Source organism: Pseudomonas sp. HD57-3 (genome assembly GCF_056113135.1).
In genome coordinates this window covers 1705757-1722350 of record NZ_CM148568.1, presented here as the reverse complement: position 1 = coordinate 1722350, position 16594 = coordinate 1705757, and the positions used below count along the sequence as shown (strand labels likewise).

Sequence of the window (16594 nt, the reverse complement as noted above, 5' to 3'; positions counted from 1 at the left end):
GTGGGAATGCCTCAATGGACGCTCTGCGTCCGCTTTGGGACGCGGAGCGTCCCGGGCTGCATTCCCACGCGGAGCGCGGGAACGATCAATCGGGGACAGCGACTAGCCGCGTCTATCGAGCAAGTTGACCACCACCCGATCTACCCAGCCCCACACCCGCTGCTTCACCCGCCGCCACAGTGGCCGTTTCCGCCATTCCTCCAGACTCACCTGCTGACTCAGGCCGAAGTCCTTCTCGAAACTCGCCGCCACCGCTGCCGTCAGTGACGGGTCCAGCGCTTCCAGATTCGCCTCAAGGTTGAAGCGCAGATTCCAGTGATCGAAATTGCACGAACCGATGCTGACCCAATCGTCCACCAGCACCATCTTCAGATGCAGGAAACACGGCTGGTACTCGTAGATTTTCACCCCGGCCTTGAGCAGGCGCGGGTAGTAGCGATGCCCCGCATAGCGCACCGACGGATGATCGGTGCGCGGCCCGGTCAGCAGCAGGCGCACGTCGAGGCCACGGGCGGCGGCCTTGCGCAGGGAGCGGCGGATTTTCCAGGTCGGCAGGAAGTACGGCGTGGCCAGCCAGATCCGTTTCTGGCCGCTGTTCAGCGCGCGGAACAGCGATTGCAGAATGTCGCGGTGCTGGCGGGCGTCGGCATACGCCACGCGGCCCATGCCCTCGCCCGTGTCCGGCACGCGGGGCAGCCGTGGCAGGCCGAAATGCGCGTTGGGCCGCCAGGCCCGGCGATGGCGGTTGGCGATCCATTGGCGGTCGAACAGCAATTGCCAGTCGAGCACCAGCGGGCCGGTGATTTCCACCATGACCTCGTGCCATTCGCTGGTGTCGTGGCCCGGCGTCCAGAACTCATCGGTGACCCCGGTGCCGCCGACCACCGCCAGACGCTGGTCGACCAACAACAGCTTGCGATGATCGCGATAGAAATTGCCGACCCAGCGCCGCCAGTTCAGCCGATTGTAAAAACGCAGCTCGACCCCGGCCCCGGTCAGCCGCCGGCGCAACGTAAGGGTGAACGCGAGGCTGCCGTAATCGTCGAACAGGCAACGCACCCGCACGCCCCGCTCTGCCGCCAGCACCAGCGCCTGCACGATGGTTTCGGCACAGGCGCCGGCCTCCACCAGATACAGCTCCAGTTCGATCTGCTCGCGGGCACGGGCGATCTCGTCGAGCATGCGCGGGAAAAATTGCGGGCCGTCGATCAACAGCTCGAAGCGGTTGCCATCACGCCACGGAAACACCGCGCCGCGCATGTCAGCGCGCCGTGAAGATCAGCACCGCACCCACCGGCACCGACAGACTGATGGCCGACAGGCCGGCCATGTTGCGCAGGCTTTCCAGACCCGGCAGCAGATCGAAATCCTCGGCACTGATCACCAGCGGCTCCAGGGTCACCACTTGAAAGCGTCGGTCATCGAGGCGCGTGGCGAGCAGTTCGGCGGGGTATTCGTGTTGCTTGCCGTGCAGATTGACGGTCAGCGGCAGGCGCAACTCAAGCTGCGCGCCGGGGGCCAGATCGTTGATCGGGCGTAGGTCGATTTGCGTGGTGATGGTCGCCTCGGGGAATTGCTCGATCTGGAACAGTTCCTTGCGCATGCGCTCGTCGCGCAGCGGGATGCCGCTGTTGATCGAGTCCAGCTCGACTTCGACCACGGCGCGGCCATCGGGATCGACCTTGCCGTGCAGCACCAGAAAGCGCTGCACTTCGGACACGTTGGCGTTTTTCGTGCTGACGAACGACAGCCGCGACGACTCGCCGTCCAGATACCAGTTGGCCTGGGCCGGCAGCGCAGCGGCGCCCAGCAGCAGGCCGGCGAAGGCGTTGCACAGAGAACGGTTGAACATTGAAGACTCGTGGGGCCGATAAACCTGCACGAACCTTAACTGGCCGTGGCGTTATTGCAAACTGTCAGTCTGTGCAAACGCTCAGGCCAGTGCCTGCTGCACCTCGCCGATGGTCGACGCGAGGCTGTTGAGGTGCAGGCTCAGCACCCGCTCCACCGGCGCCTGATCCATCGGCCAGTGCAGCGCCATGCTGCCGACCAACCGCCCTTGGGCACGGATCGGCAACGCCACCGCGCGAATCAGGAACGGCAGGCGCACCGGGTATTCCCAATAGCCTTCGGTGCGCTGGCCGAAGCCCTGATGCAAGGCTTGCTCGGTGGCCTGCAATACACCGTCATCCGCCAACTGTTCGCGTTCGGCCAAGCGCTTTACGTCCTGGCTGTCGAGTTCGCCAAGGCACGCGCGACCCATGGCCGAATGAAACAGGCTGGCGTGATGACCGACGATCTGGCAGTTAGTTGGATAGCGCTTGCGCAACACCTGCGGGATCGCGCTTTCCATCACTTCGACCCGTTCGCCGTCGAAACACGACAGATCCGCCACCAGTCCGGTGCGTTCGCTCAACTCCAACAACATCGGCGCAGCGCTTTCCACCAAATGACGTTTGAAGCGTTGCTGGCGATCACCGAACAACCGCTTGGCGCACAACCGGTAGCGGCGGTCGCTGAGGCCGCGATAGACCCAACCCTGCTCTTGCAAGGTCGCGAGCATCCGCGACACCGTGGCCTTAGGCAGAGTCGTCAGGTAGTGCAATTCCTCCAGCCCCAGCGCCTGATGCTCGCCGAGCAACTCGACGATGGCCAGCGCCCGTTCGACCGAGCGCACGCTGCCGGTGTCTGCCTTGCTGCCCATGTGTTCGACCTCCATGGATGTGGATGAAAGATCACTTCGTGCAGCAAGATGCGGGCCGCTCAGGCCGATTGCAGGCATGCCGGCGGTCGCCGTTCGACCCAGCGGGTCAGCTGTTCATGGGCATAGGCCAGTTGCAGCACCGCCCGATCCGCCTGGGCCGGGCCGATGATTTGCAGGCCCATCGGCAGCCCGGCCGGGTTGAAACCGACCGGCACGCTGATGCTCGGCAGCCCCGCCAGAGTCGGGCCGATCACCACTTCCATCCAGCGGTGATAGGTGTCCATGGTCTGCCCGCCGACGACTCGCGGCCACGGCTGCTGTGCATCAAAAGGGAACACTTGGGCGGTGGGCAACAGCAGAAAATCGTAACGCTCGAACAACTCGCTCAACGCGCGATACCACTCGCTACGCGCGACCGACGCCTGATAGACCTCGGCTGCCGTCAGACGCAGACCGCCCTCGATTTCCCATTGCGCTTCGGGTTTGAGCAGCGCCCGTTTTTGCGGATCGGCATAAGCCGCGCCGAGGCTGCCCTGCACCAGAAAATGCCGGTGGGTGAGCCAGGTATGCCACAGGCGGTCCATGGAGAAGTCCGGCTGACAGGCCTCGACCTGACAGCCCAGCGCACTGAAATCCGCCAGCGCCGATTCGCACAGGCTCAACACGCCGTCGTCCATCGGCAGATAGCCGTTGTAATCGCCGAGCCAGCCGAGGCGCAGGCCGCTGCAGTCCTGTTGCAGATCCAGCCCGAAATCCCGTGGTTCATCGGCCAGCGACAGGGGCACGCGCGGATCGTAGCCGGCTTGGGTCGAAAGCAATCGCGCAACGTCGGTGACCGTGCGGCCCATCGGTCCTTCGGTGGCCAGTTGCTGGACGAACACTTCCGGCATCGGGCCATGGGGCACGCGGCCCTGGGACGGACGAAAGCCGAATACGTTGTTGAATGCCGCCGGGTTGCGCAGCGAGCCCATCATGTCGCTGCCGTCGGCCACCGGCAGCAGGCGCAGGGCCAGCGCCACCGCCGCCCCGCCGCTGCTGCCGCCGGCGATCAGGCCCGGATCGTAGGCGTTGGTGGTGGTGCCGAACACGCTGTTGTAGGTCTGCGAGCCAAGGCCGAATTCCGGGACGTTGCTCTTGCCGATGATGATCGCGCCGCAGTCGCGAACCCGCGCCACGCTGATCGCATCGTGCTGCGGCACTTGCTCGGCGAACAGCGGCGAGCCGAGGGTCGTGCGCAATCCGGCGGTAGCCGCCAGGTCTTTGATCGCCTGGGGCATACCGTGCATCCAGCCCCGGGATTCGCCGCGATCCAGTTGCCGGTCGCATTCTTCGGCCTCGCTCAGCAGCACGTCTTGCGGGCGCAGCGAGACCAGCGCGTTGACCGCCGGATTGAAGCGGTCGATGTGTGTCAGATACGCCTGCATCACCTCGCGGCACGACACCTTGCGGGAATGGATCGCCCGGGACAGCGCATCAGCGTCGAGGGCGACAATCGGATCAATGGCTAACGGACTCACGGTTTCACTCCCAGGTTGAGCGCAACGGATTTCTTCGCGCGTGGTGCCTCCTGCAAACAGTAAGTACCGAGCAGGGTCAGCAGGCAAGCGAACAAGACATAGAACGACGGCGCCACCGGGGTGTTCAGAACTTTGCTCAACCAAGTGACGATCAGCGGCGCGAAGCCGCCGAACACCATCACCGCCACGTTGTAGGCCACCGACACGCCGGTGGAGCGCACTTCAATCGGGAACTGTTCGGCAAGTGCGGTCGGAGCCGGGCCGAAGAACCCGCCAATCGCCGTGCACAGCAGCAGTTGCATCACCAGCAAACGCTCGATCGACGGCGCCGCCGCGACCCACACATACAGCGGATAGACCATGACGAAAAACGCCAGGGTGAAGGCCATCAGCACCGGCCGCCGACCGAGGCGATCCGACAGGGCACCGGAGAATGGAATCACCACGGTCATCAACCCCACCGCGAGCATCTGCACCAGCAACACCTGATCCAGCGGCAAACCGAGATTCTTGTGGGCGAAGGTCGGCATGTTCACCAGCACCACGTAAAACGACACCGTCGCGCCGCAGGCCAGGCCCATCGACACCAGCAGGCTGCGGCGATGTTCGCGCAGCACCTGCCACAAGCCCGGCGCGGCGCCTTTGGCTTTCTTGCGCGCTTCAAGAAATTCCTCCGGCTCTTCCATGTGCTTGCGGATCCACAAGCCCACCGGGCCGATCAACAGGCCGAGCACGAACGGAATCCGCCAGCCCCAACTGTCCAGCGCTTCGGGAGAAAACAGGTGCGTGACCAGCGCTACCATCGCTGCGCCGCTGAACACCGCCAGGCATTGCCCGACCAGTTGCCACGAACCGTATAACCCCTTGCGATGGGCCGACGCGCTCTCCACCAGAAATGCGGTGGCGCTGGCGTATTCACCGCCCGTGGCAAAACCCTGAAGCATCCGCGCCACCACGATCAGCAACGGCGCGCCCATGCCGATGGCGGCGTAGTTCGGCGCGAACGCGATCAGGGCGATGGACACGGTCATCAGGCGGATGATCATCTGCATCGCCGCCTTGCGACCTTTGCGGTCGGAGTAGATGCCAAGCAGGATGCCGCCCACCGGGCGCATGAAAAAGCCGACGCCAAAGGTCGCCAGCGCCATCAGCAGCGAAGCGTAGTCGTCGTCGGACGGGAAAAATTGCCGAGCGATGATGCTCGCCAGAAAGCCGTAAACGATGAAGTCGTACCATTCCAGGGCGTTGCCGATGACGGCGGCGACCACTTGCCGGGTGCGCGAAACGCCTGCGTTGGAAGTCTGCATGGGGATTCTCCAGAAGCTGTTGGTTGACCACGCAGGCGCGTGCGCACCTGCGTTCCAGCGGCAGCAAAAAGTGAAGAAATCAGGCCGGCTTGAGCCAGCTCTCGGTGAGCGCGCCCCAATACGCCGCGCCGGTCAGCAGAATGTCATCGTTAAAGTCGTAGGCCGGGTTATGCACCATCGGCCGCGCCACGCCGTTGCCGATGAACAGGTAGGCGCCGGGGCAGCGCTGGAGCATCCAGGCGAAGTCTTCGCTGCCCATCAGCTTGGGTGTGTTGCCATCCACGGCATCGGTGCCGACCAGTTCGACGCCGACCTGACGGGCGAACTCGGTTTCAGCGGCGTGGTTGACCAGCACCGGGTAGGCCGGGCGGTGTTCGATGGTCGAGGTGCAGCCGAAGCTTTCGGCCTGGGCTTCGATGATCGAACGTACGCGGTCCAGTGTCTGAACGCGGACTTCAGCATTCAGCGCACGCAGGCTCAGGCGCAGGATCGCGTGTTGCGGAATCACATTCGCCGCTTCACCAGCCTGCAACGCACCGACCGTCACCACCGCCGCCTGCTGCGCATCGATGTTGCGCGCGACCACGGTTTGCAACGCCATCACCACACTGGCCGCAGCGACCAGCGGATCCACCGCCAGATGCGGCATCGATCCGTGGCCACCGACGCCTTCGATGGTGACCGTGAGCAAATCCTGCGAAGCCATCATCGGCCCTTCACGAAAGCCCAGATGCCCCGCCGGCAAACCCGGCATGTTGTGCATGCCGAACAGCGCGTCGCACGGGAAGCGTTCGAGCAGGCCATCGGCGAGCATTGCTTCGGCCCCGCCCTGGCCCTCTTCGGCGGGCTGGAAAATCAGCGTCAGGGTGCCGTCGAACTGACGGGTCGCGGCCAGATAACGCGCCGCGCCGAGCAGCATCGCGGTATGCCCGTCGTGGCCGCAGGCGTGCATGCAGCCTTGATGACGACTGCTGTAGGCGACGCCGGTGTTCTCGATGATCGGCAGCGCATCCATGTCGGCCCGCAGCCCGAGTTTGCGTGTGCTGCTGCCGTTGCGCAGCACGCCGACAACGCCGGTCTTGCCGACGCCGGTGTGGACTTCATAACCCCACTCTTCGAGCGAACGGGCGACCAGCGCCGAGGTGCGGCTTTCTTCAAAACCGAGTTCAGGGTGGGCGTGAATGTCCTGGCGGGTGGCGTGCAGGTCGCGGGCCACATCGTTGAGCCAGGCCAGAATGTGCTGATGTCGGGGCATGACGGTTCTCCTCGCGCGGGTGTTCCCGGTCTTGTTGTTCGGTGTTGTTTCACGACACGTGGACGGCAGGTCGTGCTCACCGCCAGATAACCGCGAGACACGCGAGAGGACAATCGAATGTGGTTCCACAGGGTGGAACCGGATCAGGGTTGCAGGCGACAGCCCTGCCGTTCGCCTTGCCACTGGGCGCTGTTGCTGCGTCCCAAGCCGCTGGCGGTGACGATTTTTTGCGTGCGGTCATCGGTCAGTTCGCTGGGCAGCCACTGTTTCACGTAGCCCCGGCAATATTCGGCGTCGTTGTTCATGACGTAGCGGCACGAACAATATTCCTTGGCGGTGTAGGCGCTGATGATGTCCGGGAAGGCCCACAGGTTTTCCCGCTCGTGCCAGCCCCAGCCCAGCAGCACGATCAACAGCACCAGCAGGATGCGTCTGAACAGTTTCATGGCCGCACCGCCCCGAGCACGCGCTTGAGCAATTCGTTGTGGCGATAGCTGCCGTCGCGGTCATCGGCGTAGCGCACGATCACCAGTTTTTCGCTCGGGATCACATACAGCGCCTGGCCCCAGTGGCCGAGGGCGGCGAAGGTGTCGGGCGGTGCGTCGGGCCATGGCGAGGGCGCGCCGTCTGCCGAGCGATTGAGCCACCACTGGCCACCGGGCACGGCTTCGTCCTGATGAGCCTTGTAGCCGGCGAAGGGTTGGCGGTTGAAGGCGACCCAGTCTTTGGGCAGCAATTGCCGGTCGTTCCAGCGTCCGTCCCGCTCCATCAACAGACCGATTCGCGCCAGATCCCGCGCCGTCATATAGGTGTAGGAAGACGCGACGAAGGTGCCAGTGGCATCGGTTTCCCAGGTGGCATGGCGGATGCCCAGGGGATCGAAAAGCGCTGTCCACGGATAGTCCGGATAACGTTGCGGGCCGACGATGGTTTTCAATGCGGCGGCCAACAGATTGCTGTCGCCGCTGGAATAACGGAACGCCTGACCCGCCGGCGCGTAGCTGTCGTGATCGGCGGTGAAGGCGGCCATGTCGCGGTGGCCACGGGTGTAGAGCATCGCCACCACCGAGGATTTCAGCGGGGCGTATTCGTAGTCTTCCTGCCAGTCGATGCCCGAGGCCCAGTGCAGCAGATCCTGGATCGTGATGGCCGGGTGTTTTTCCAGCGCCGGGTAGAACGACGCCGCCGGCTCATCGAGCTTGAACAGGCCTTCGCCGTACGCCACGCCGAGCACCGTGGCCATCAGGCTTTTGCTGATCGACCAGGTCAGGTGCGGGGTGTCGGCGGTGGTCGCGGCGGCGTAGCGTTCGTAGATGAGCTGGCCGTCACGGATCACCAGCAAGGCGTCGGTGCGGATGCCTTTTCGGGTGCTGTCATCGCGGGTCGGGAAGGCGTAGGCCTCCAGTGCATCGACGGCTGGGCCGGCAATCTTCGGGCCGGTCGGCCACTGCTCACCCGGCCATTGTTCGGCCTGAACCGTGAAGCTGATCAGCAGCAGAAACAGGGACAGGCCTTTGAACATGGTGAGGGCTCTGGGGATGAACCTGAGAAGACTAGCCGGCGTTCATGACAGATGTGTTTTGGTTAGCCGCCAACGCCTTGGCCAGTCGTTTGGCCCGCGCGCCCGCCGCCAGTTGCATGACCGATTGATCGCGCTGCCACATCGCCGCCCACTCAGGATTGCCGTCGCGCAGTGCCTGATCGACTTCAGGTTTGAGCCCGTCGAATTGCGCAAACAATCCGCCGAGCAACACATGCCCGGCGGGATTGTTCGGCGGCTGCCGACTGACTTCCGCACACCCGGCCAACAGCGCCAGCAAACGCAATTGCAGCGGCTGCGGCCAGCCGCTGTCCTGACCGACGCCGTACAACCACGCGGTCATTGCACTCAACACGTAAACGTCTTCAAGGGTGCGGAACGGTTTGACGTAGGCATCCCAGCCATCCCCGGCAAGCAGCTCACACAACGCATCGTCGAGATGCAACCGGCCATGGCTGATGTCCGGCATCAACGGCAGCGCCGGCAGTTTTTCCACCCGCACGCCGGGTTCGCCGGGATACACCACCGCCAGGCTCAGGCGCGGTGATTCGCCGGGTTGCTCACTGCGCGCAGCGATCAACAGCCAGTCCGCCGCATCGCCGGCGGTGACGAAATCCTTTTGCCCGGTGAGGCGCAGATCCGTGAGCCGGGTCTGCATGTCCGCCGGGCGCAGGCTGCGCTGCTCGGTCGCACACAACGCGCCCAGGCTCGGCGGCGCGCTCGGCCAGAGCATGCGCAGCGCCGCCTGATAGCCCACCAGAAACGCCAGCCCCGGCGTCGCCATTCGCCGCCCTCCCGCCACCGCCAGTTCGAACGGCGTCACGCTGCCCAGTTGATGCTGCAACGTGGCGAACCCCTCGGCCAAGTCGGCAACGGCGGGCAGGCGTTCGCGGCATTCAAGCAGGGTCGACCAGGTCATCAGAGGCTCCTCGTGGGCTGTCATATAAGCATCACCAAACATTCATGGCGATGACACCGGGGCTACATAGCCTGACTTTGCACAACACGGCTGCATAAAGAAAGTCGATCGGCTGCAACCCATGACGGGTTCAAGGCCCGTACGGAGATTCACATGACTCAGATCGCCCGCATCAGCGACACCGGCAATGAACGCCGCCTGCAAGCCGAACGCCTGATCGGCGCCGAGGCCTTGCAGCAAGCCCAGGCCTTGCGCTTCAACGTGTTCAGCGGCGAGTTCAACGCCAAGCTGAACGGCGCGGAGCTAGGTCTGGACATGGATGACTATGATGTTCACTGCAGCCACATCGGCGTGCGTGACCTGAACACCGGCCGCCTGGTGGCGACCACCCGTTTGCTCGATCACACCGCCGCCAGCAGCCTGGGCAAGTTCTACAGCGAAGAAGAATTCAGCCTGCACGGCCTCGCCGGTCTGCAAGGCCCGATCCTGGAAATCGGTCGCACCTGCGTCGATCCGGCCTACCGCAACGGCGGCACCATCGCCGTGCTCTGGGGCGAACTGGCCGAAGTCCTCAATCAGGGCGGCTACAGCTATCTGATGGGCTGCGCGAGCATCCCGATGCAGGACGGCGGCGTGCAGGCCCACGCGATCATGCAGCGCCTGCGCGAACGCTATCTGTGCACCGAACACCTGCGCGCCGAGCCGAAGAATCCGCTGCCGAGCCTCGACATTCCGTCGAACGTGATCGCCGAAATGCCGCCGCTGCTCAAGGCCTACATGCGCCTGGGCGCGAAGATCTGCGGCGAGCCGTGCTGGGACGAAGACTTCCAGGTCGCCGACGTGTTCATCCTGCTCAAGCGCGACGAGCTTTGCCCGCGCTACGCCAAGCACTTCAAGGCGGCTGTGTAATGAGCCGGCTGCGGGTGTACGCGCGGATCGCGCGAGTGCTGCTGGTGGTGACGCTGGGCTTGAGCATGGCCAGTGTTTTCGGAGTATTCGAACGTCTGGGTCTGGCCCATTCGATGGAGCGTCGGCAGCGCTGGTCGCGGTTTTTCATGGCGCGCCTGAGCAACGCCCTGCCGTTTCGCGTGACCGTTCACGGTGAGCTGCCGAAGCAGCCGATGCTGTGGGTCAGCAACCATGTGTCGTGGACTGACATTCCGCTGCTCGGCATGCTCACGCCGCTGTCGTTTCTGTCCAAGGCCGAAGTGCGCACCTGGCCGGTGGCCGGTTGGTTGGCGGCGAAGGCCGGCAGCCTGTTCATCCGTCGCGGTTCGGGCGACAGCCAGTTGATCCGCAAGCAGATGACCCGTCACCTGCAAACCGATCATCCGCTGCTGATGTTCCCGGAAGGCACCACCACCGATGGCCGTTCGCTGCGCACCTTTCATGGTCGTCTGCTGTCGGCGGCGATTGATTCCGAGGTGAAGCTGCAACCGGTGGCGATCCGTTATCTGCGCGAGGGCAAGATCGATTCGCTGGCGCCGTTCATTGGTGACGATGATCTGCTGTCGCACCTGATGCGCCTGTTCAGCAACGACTGCGGCGATGTGGAAGTTCATCTGCTCAAGCCGATTGCCTGCCAGGGCCGGGAACGCGCGGCACTGGCGTTCGAGGCGCAGCAGGCGGTGCAGAAAGCCTTGTTCGGCGATGTGGTCAAACCGGTCGAAGCGCAACACGCCCGCGATCTGATCGCGGCCTGATCGGCGACGTCTGCCTACAGCTGCCGGCCGGCAAAGTCCTGCAGCTGTGGGTAGAACAAACGAAAGTCCTCGCTCAACGGTTCGTACAACCGGCGCAATTCCTCCATCGCCCCCGCCAGTTCTTCCGGCCGGGTCAGGCGCCGGGAGATCCCGCGCAACACCTGCTCCAGCACTTCGAACTCCTGATACGAGCCCAACCAGTCATTGGCGACCATGTGCGGGGCGATCTTCGCCAGGCGCTCGGGCAATTGCCGCTCGCTGGTCAGCACGCGGTAAACGTCGGTGGTGAATTGCCCCAGCGGCCGGTCGGCGTACAGCGTCCAGTCCCGGGCCAGGCAATGATCGAAAAACACGTCGAGGACGATGCCCGCGTAACGGCGGCGGGTCGTGGAGAACCGCGCCAGTGACGCGTCCACCAATGGATGGCGATCAGTGAACACGTCGATCTGACGATGCAGGGCAATCGCCGCTTCGATCTCCGGGTCGAACTGCCCTTGCAGCCGCCCTTTGACGAAATCGCCATACAGACTGCCGAGCAGTTGACCGGGGCGCTGGCCACCGAGGTGTAAATGTGCGAGATAGTTCATGGGCGCAGCTTAGCACCGCGCCCGCAATTGTTTACACCTCACATATCGTTATAACCCGATATACCGATTTATGCGGTCATCAGATCAAATTCATATTGGTATATCGCGAAGTACCGATTTAAAGTTCGCCTCATCGCGATATAGCGCTACACACATCACGAGCACCCAGCCATGAACATTGACCTCGACGAAATAATAAAAGCCCTGGCACACCCAGTACGGCGAGACATCCTCAACTGGCTGAAAGACCCGAAAGCCCAGTTTCCGGAACAGATCCACAACCACGAGTACGGCATCTGCGCCGGGCAGATCGATCAACGTTGCGGCCTGTCGCAGTCGACCGTTTCCGCCCACCTGGCCACCCTGCAACGGGCCGGGCTGATCAGCAGCCAGAAAGCCGGCCAGTGGCACTTTTTCAAACGCAACGAGGACGTGATCCAGGCGTTCCTCAGCACCCTCAGCAAAGAGCTCTGACCCTTAACGTCAGCCAGCCAAAAGGACTAAACGATGCCCCTCTCGCTACTCATACTCGCCTTGAGCGCCTTCGCCATCGGCACCACCGAGTTCGTCATCATGGGCCTGCTGCCCAATGTCGCGGCTGACCTCGGTGTGTCGATTCCCGGCGCCGGCTGGCTGGTGACCGGCTACGCCCTGGGCGTGGCGATTGGTGCACCGTTCATGGCAATGGCCACTGCAAAACTGCCGCGCAAGGCTGCACTGGTAACGCTGATGGGCATCTTCATTATCGGCAACCTGCTCTGCGCTATCGCCACTGATTACAACGTGCTGATGTTCGCCCGAGTGGTTACTGCCCTCTGCCACGGTGCGTTCTTTGGCATCGGTTCGGTGGTCGCGGCCAACCTGGTGGCGCCGAACAAGCGCGCCTCGGCCGTGGCCCTGATGTTTACCGGCCTGACCCTGGCCAACGTGCTGGGCGTACCGCTGGGCACCGCCCTCGGTCAGGAAGCCGGCTGGCGCTCGACCTTCTGGGCAGTGACCGTGATCGGTGTGATCGCGCTGATCGGCCTGATCCGCTTCCTGCCGGCCAAGCGTGACGAAGAAAAACTCGACATGCGCGCCGAACTGGCTGCACTCAAGGGCGCCGGGATCTGGCTGTCCTTGAGCATGACCGCGCTGTTCGCTGCGTCGGTGTTCACCCTGTTCACTTACGTCGCACCGCTGTTGGGCGATGTCACCGGCGTCTCGCCCCGTGGCGTGACCTGGACCCTGATGCTCATCGGCCTGGGCCTGACCGTCGGCAACATCATCGGCGGCAAACTGGCCGACAAAGGCCTGGCCGCAACGCTGATCGGCGTATTCATCGCCATGGCCGTGACCTCCACCGTACTGACCTGGACCAGCATCGCGCTGATCCCGACCGAGATCACCCTGTTCCTCTGGGCCACCGCGTGTTTCGCCGCCGTGCCGGCCCTGCAAGTGAACGTCGTGACCTACGGCCAGGCCGCACCGAACCTGGTGTCGACCCTGAACATCGGCGCCTTCAACGTCGGCAACGCCCTCGGCGCCTGGGTCGGCGGCAGCGTCATCGCCCACGGCTACGGCCTGACCAGCGTGCCTCTCGCCGCAGCAGCACTCGCGGTCCTCGCACTGCTGGTGACCCTGATCACATTCCGCCAGAACGGCAATCCCGAGCTGGCCACCGCTAACTGATTCACTCACTTACCTCACGAGGGTTGTATCTCATGGCAACAATTTTCGATCCGATCAAACTGGGCGACCTCGAGCTGTCCAACCGCATCATCATGGCGCCGCTGACCCGCTGCCGCGCCGACGAAGGCCGCGTACCGAACGCGCTGATGGCCGAGTACTACGTACAACGCGCCTCGGCCGGCCTGATCCTCAGCGAAGCCACGTCGGTGACCCCGATGGGCGTCGGCTACCCGGACACCCCGGGCATCTGGTCCAACGATCAGGTGCGCGGCTGGACCAACGTGACCAAAGCCGTTCACGCTGCCGGCGGCAAGATCGTCCTGCAACTGTGGCACGTCGGCCGGGTTTCCCACCCGTCGTACCTGAACGGCGAAGCGCCGGTTGCACCGAGCGCCATCCAGCCTAAAGGCCACGTCAGCCTGGTTCGCCCGCTGGCCGACTATCCAACCCCGCGTGCACTGGAAACCGCTGAGATCGCCGACATCGTCGACGCTTACCGCGTCGGCGCGGAAAACGCCAAGGCAGCCGGTTTCGACGGCGTGGAAATCCACGGCGCCAACGGTTACCTGCTCGACCAGTTCCTGCAAAGCAGCACCAACCAGCGCACCGACAACTACGGCGGCTCCCTGGAAAACCGTGCCCGTCTGCTGCTGGAAGTGACCGACGCCGCGATCGAAGTCTGGGGCGCCGGCCGTGTCGGCGTGCACCTGGCACCGCGCGCCGACTCCCATGACATGGGCGACGACAACCTCGCCGAGACCTTCACCTACGTCGCCCGCGAACTGGGCAAGCGTGGCATCGCCTTCATCTGCTCTCGCGAGAAAGAAGGCGCCGACAGCCTCGGCCCACAACTGAAAGAAGCCTTCGGCGGCGCGTACATCGCCAACGAACGCTTCACCAAGGACAGCGCTAACGCGTGGCTGGCCGAGGGCAAGGCTGACGCCGTGGCATTCGGCATCCCGTTCATTGCCAACCCGGACCTGCCAGCCCGCCTGAAAGCCGACGCACCGCTGAACGAACCGCATCCGGAAACCTTCTACGGCAAAGGCGCGGTCGGCTACCTCGACTACCCGACGCTGTAAGCCACACCGCAGAAACACAAAAGCCCCCGACTCGCGAGAGTCGGGGGCTTTCTATTGGTCGCCGGGTGGGCGAGCCACTCACATTCGTTCACAGGCTCGACACAAAATCCCTACAAAATACGTAGCTCGCTACATATCAACCCGTGCCGCAGAGGTATATAAAAGCATCCCATTGCAGCGGGGCGAGTGAACAGGGATCTTCACCCTCCTCCGTCATTGACACAAACTGATCCAATAACGAATTTTGTTTCATTTGCGCAGGCTGGGGCTCAGGCGCAGCATGTCCAGCCCGGTATCGACCCAGCGCTCGGCCTCGGCGTACAGTTCGAAGCTGTCCGGCGCCAGTAGCCATCCATAAAGGAGGCCGTCGATATAGGCGTGAATGCTGATGGCTGCCCGGGCAGTGTCGAGGTCTGCCGGCAACTGCCCACGATTGACCGCATTACTCAATGTCAGCGCGATCCGCACATTGCAATCGAGGCTGGCGGTCCGGCGCTGTTGGCGCAGATCGCACATTTCATCGGTGAACTCGCACTTATGAAACAGAATTTCGTTGATACGCCGGGTCTTCGGGTCCAGCGCAACTTGATGAAACAAATGAATCAGCAATTGGCGCATGCAGCCCAGCGGATCGGGTTCGTCCTCGCTTTCGCTGGCTTTGGCCAGTTCGTCCAGCGGCTCATGCAGGGTATCGAGCATCGCTTGCAACAGATCGGCCTTGTTGCTGAAGTGCCAGTAGATGGCACCGCGCGTCACCCCGGCCAGGGTGGCGATGTCCGACAGGGTCGTGCGGGCCACGCCCCGCTCATAAAAGGCTTTCTCGGCCGCTTCGAGAATCTGGCTGCGCGTTTCCTGAGCTTCCTCTTTGGTACGACGGACCATGGCAGTAAAACCTCAAACAGGATGTTTCAGGGATGGCTGAATATCCGCTGAATAAAAAAGGGTTGATCTCTCGCGGATCGGCTCCCCGGCCTACAATTTCAGACCTTGCGACGACTTTTGTAACAGGGTGGATACGACGCCAAGGTGTTTACAAACAACCATGAACGTAAGTATATTCCTTAGCAAGCTACTTATCCACCCGGTAACCCTTTTTTACCCTTCCACACTTCTTGTGCGCTTTTCGCGCGCCTGACCCGAGGATCTTCATGCAATTCAAGCCAGCTGTTACCGCTCTGGTCACTGCCGTCGCCCTGGCATCGCTGCTCAGCGGATGTAAAAAGGAAGAGGCGGCTCCCGCCGCACCACCTCCTCAGGTCGGCGTCGTCACCCTGCAACCACAAGCCTTTACCCTGACTTCCGAATTGCCGGGCCGCACCAGCGCGTTCCGCATCGCCGAAGTTCGTCCGCAGGTCAACGGCATCATTCTCAAGCGTCTGTTCAAGGAAGGCGGCGATGTCAAAGCCGGCCAGCAGCTGTATCAGATCGATCCGTCGGTCTATGAAGCGACCCTGAAAAGCGCCGAAGCCAACCTGCGTTCGACCAAGTCGATCTCCGACCGCTACAAGCAACTGGTCGACGAGCAGGCCGTCAGCCGTCAGGAATACGACACCGCCGTGGCCAACCGCCTGCAATCGGAAGCGTCGTTGCAGACCGCACAGATCAACGTGCGCTACACCAAGGTCTACGCCCCGATCTCCGGTCGTATCGGCCGCTCTTCGGTGACCGAAGGCGCGCTGGTCAGCAGCGGCCAGACCGACGCGATGGCCGTGATCCAGCAACTGGATCCGATCTACGTCGACGTCACCCAGTCCTCGGTCGAGTTGCTGGAACTGCGCCGCGAACTGGAAAGCGGTCGTTTGCAGAAAGCCGGCGACAACGCCGCTGCGGTCAAGCTGACCCTCGAAGACGGCAGCCAGTACAAGCTCGACGGTAAGCTGGAATTCTCCGAAGTGTCGGTCGATCAGACCACCGGTTCCGTGACCCTGCGCGCCGTGTTCCCGAACCCGGATCACACTCTGCTGCCGGGCATGTTCGTCCACGCGCAGTTGCAGGCTGGTGTGAACAGCGCCGCAATCCTCGCACCTCAACAAGGCGTGACTCGCGACCTCAAAGGCACTCCGACCGCGCTGGTCGTCGGCCCGGACAACAAGGTCGAACTGCGTCAGCTCAAGGCCAGCCGCACCGTCGGCAGCCAGTGGCTGATCGAAGACGGCCTGAAGGCCGGTGATCGTCTGATCACCGAAGGGCTGCAATTCGTCAAACCGGGTGTTGAGGTCAAACCGACCGAAGCCACCAACGTCGGCAACAAGAACCCGGCCCCCGCTCAGGCAGCTGACAAAGCCGCCGGCGGCAAAGGGGAGTAATCC

General features: G+C 63.2%; 17 protein-coding genes. 6 read left to right on the top strand and 11 right to left on the bottom strand.

Features of this window, described 5'->3' with window-relative positions:
• Nucleotides 1-102 precede the first annotated feature (102 nt).
• The 9 genes from AC0R79_RS07740 to AC0R79_RS07700 all read right to left on the bottom strand — a co-directional run bounded on the left by AC0R79_RS07740 (nucleotide 103) and on the right by AC0R79_RS07700 (nucleotide 9242).
• Complete coding sequence (locus AC0R79_RS07740) at nucleotides 103-1260, bottom strand: phospholipase D-like domain-containing protein (RefSeq protein WP_474733960.1); 1158 nt, start codon at nucleotides 1258-1260, stop codon at nucleotides 103-105.
• Between the two features lies 1 nt (nucleotide 1261).
• Nucleotides 1262-1852 carry a YceI family protein gene (locus AC0R79_RS07735; RefSeq protein WP_085605441.1) on the bottom strand — a complete coding sequence of 197 codons (591 nt, stop codon included), beginning with the start codon at nucleotides 1850-1852 and terminating at the stop codon, nucleotides 1262-1264.
• An 81-nt stretch (nucleotides 1853-1933) separates the two neighbouring features.
• Complete coding sequence (locus AC0R79_RS07730) at nucleotides 1934-2704, bottom strand: IclR family transcriptional regulator (RefSeq protein ID WP_289204663.1); 771 nt, start codon at nucleotides 2702-2704, stop codon at nucleotides 1934-1936.
• Nucleotides 2705-2763: 59 nt separating this feature from the next.
• Nucleotides 2764-4221 (bottom strand): amidase, encoded by a 1458-nt coding sequence (locus AC0R79_RS07725; protein ID WP_474733957.1) that lies wholly within the window; start codon nucleotides 4219-4221, stop codon nucleotides 2764-2766.
• Entirely contained in the window at nucleotides 4218-5528 is a 1311-nt protein-coding gene (locus AC0R79_RS07720; RefSeq protein ID WP_474733955.1) for a citrate-proton symporter, read from the bottom strand. The genes AC0R79_RS07725 and AC0R79_RS07720 overlap by 4 nt, the downstream gene beginning before the upstream one ends.
• 79 nt (nucleotides 5529-5607) lie before the next feature.
• Nucleotides 5608-6783, bottom strand: a complete 1176-nt coding sequence (locus tag AC0R79_RS07715; RefSeq protein ID WP_474733954.1) for a M20 aminoacylase family protein — start codon at nucleotides 6781-6783, stop codon at nucleotides 5608-5610.
• 143 nt (nucleotides 6784-6926) lie between these two features.
• Nucleotides 6927-7229 (bottom strand): amidase, encoded by a 303-nt coding sequence (locus AC0R79_RS07710; RefSeq protein WP_474733952.1) that lies wholly within the window; start codon nucleotides 7227-7229, stop codon nucleotides 6927-6929.
• Entirely contained in the window at nucleotides 7226-8305 is a 1080-nt protein-coding gene (locus AC0R79_RS07705) for a serine hydrolase domain-containing protein (protein WP_474733951.1), read from the bottom strand. The genes AC0R79_RS07710 and AC0R79_RS07705 overlap by 4 nt, the downstream gene beginning before the upstream one ends.
• 31 nt (nucleotides 8306-8336) lie before the next feature.
• Nucleotides 8337-9242, bottom strand: a complete 906-nt coding sequence (locus AC0R79_RS07700; protein ID WP_474733949.1) for an acyl-CoA dehydrogenase middle domain-containing protein — start codon at nucleotides 9240-9242, stop codon at nucleotides 8337-8339.
• Nucleotides 9243-9395: 153 nt separating this feature from the next.
• Between AC0R79_RS07700 and olsB the strand changes: the two genes are divergently transcribed.
• Both olsB and AC0R79_RS07690 read left to right on the top strand, forming a co-directional pair.
• On the top strand, nucleotides 9396-10151 hold the full coding sequence (gene olsB, locus AC0R79_RS07695) for an L-ornithine N(alpha)-acyltransferase (RefSeq protein WP_007957877.1): 756 nt from the start codon (nucleotides 9396-9398) through the stop codon (nucleotides 10149-10151).
• On the top strand, nucleotides 10151-10945 hold the full coding sequence (locus AC0R79_RS07690) for a lysophospholipid acyltransferase family protein (protein WP_474733947.1): 795 nt from the start codon (nucleotides 10151-10153) through the stop codon (nucleotides 10943-10945). The genes olsB and AC0R79_RS07690 overlap by 1 nt, the downstream gene beginning before the upstream one ends.
• A gap of 14 nt (nucleotides 10946-10959) precedes the next feature.
• On the opposite strand, the gene AC0R79_RS07685 is transcribed toward AC0R79_RS07690, so the two are convergent.
• The gene (locus AC0R79_RS07685) at nucleotides 10960-11532 is read right to left on the bottom strand and encodes an acyl carrier protein phosphodiesterase (RefSeq protein WP_474733945.1); all 573 of its coding nucleotides are present in this window, start codon (nucleotides 11530-11532) and stop codon (nucleotides 10960-10962) included.
• Nucleotides 11533-11703: 171 nt separating this feature from the next.
• Between AC0R79_RS07685 and AC0R79_RS07680 the strand changes: the two genes are divergently transcribed.
• From AC0R79_RS07680 to AC0R79_RS07670, 3 genes are read left to right on the top strand one after another with little or no spacing between them, the layout of a single operon-like run.
• Nucleotides 11704-12006 (top strand): ArsR/SmtB family transcription factor, encoded by a 303-nt coding sequence (locus AC0R79_RS07680; protein ID WP_007957866.1) that lies wholly within the window; start codon nucleotides 11704-11706, stop codon nucleotides 12004-12006.
• A 33-nt stretch (nucleotides 12007-12039) separates the two neighbouring features.
• Nucleotides 12040-13203 (top strand): MFS transporter, encoded by a 1164-nt coding sequence (locus tag AC0R79_RS07675; protein ID WP_011332833.1) that lies wholly within the window; start codon nucleotides 12040-12042, stop codon nucleotides 13201-13203.
• A gap of 32 nt (nucleotides 13204-13235) precedes the next feature.
• Entirely contained in the window at nucleotides 13236-14285 is a 1050-nt protein-coding gene (locus AC0R79_RS07670; RefSeq protein WP_115076835.1) for an alkene reductase, read from the top strand.
• A gap of 249 nt (nucleotides 14286-14534) precedes the next feature.
• Here the strand turns inward: AC0R79_RS07670 and emhR are convergent, their stop codons facing one another.
• The gene (gene emhR, locus AC0R79_RS07665; RefSeq protein WP_102718198.1) at nucleotides 14535-15167 is read right to left on the bottom strand and encodes an efflux system transcriptional repressor EmhR; all 633 of its coding nucleotides are present in this window, start codon (nucleotides 15165-15167) and stop codon (nucleotides 14535-14537) included.
• 266 nt (nucleotides 15168-15433) lie between these two features.
• On the opposite strand from emhR, the gene emhA reads away from it, so the two are divergent.
• Nucleotides 15434-16591: an efflux RND transporter periplasmic adaptor subunit EmhA gene (emhA, locus tag AC0R79_RS07660; protein ID WP_085748207.1), complete on the top strand. Its 1158-nt coding sequence runs from the start codon at nucleotides 15434-15436 to the stop codon at nucleotides 16589-16591.
• Nucleotides 16592-16594: the final 3 nt, after the last annotated feature.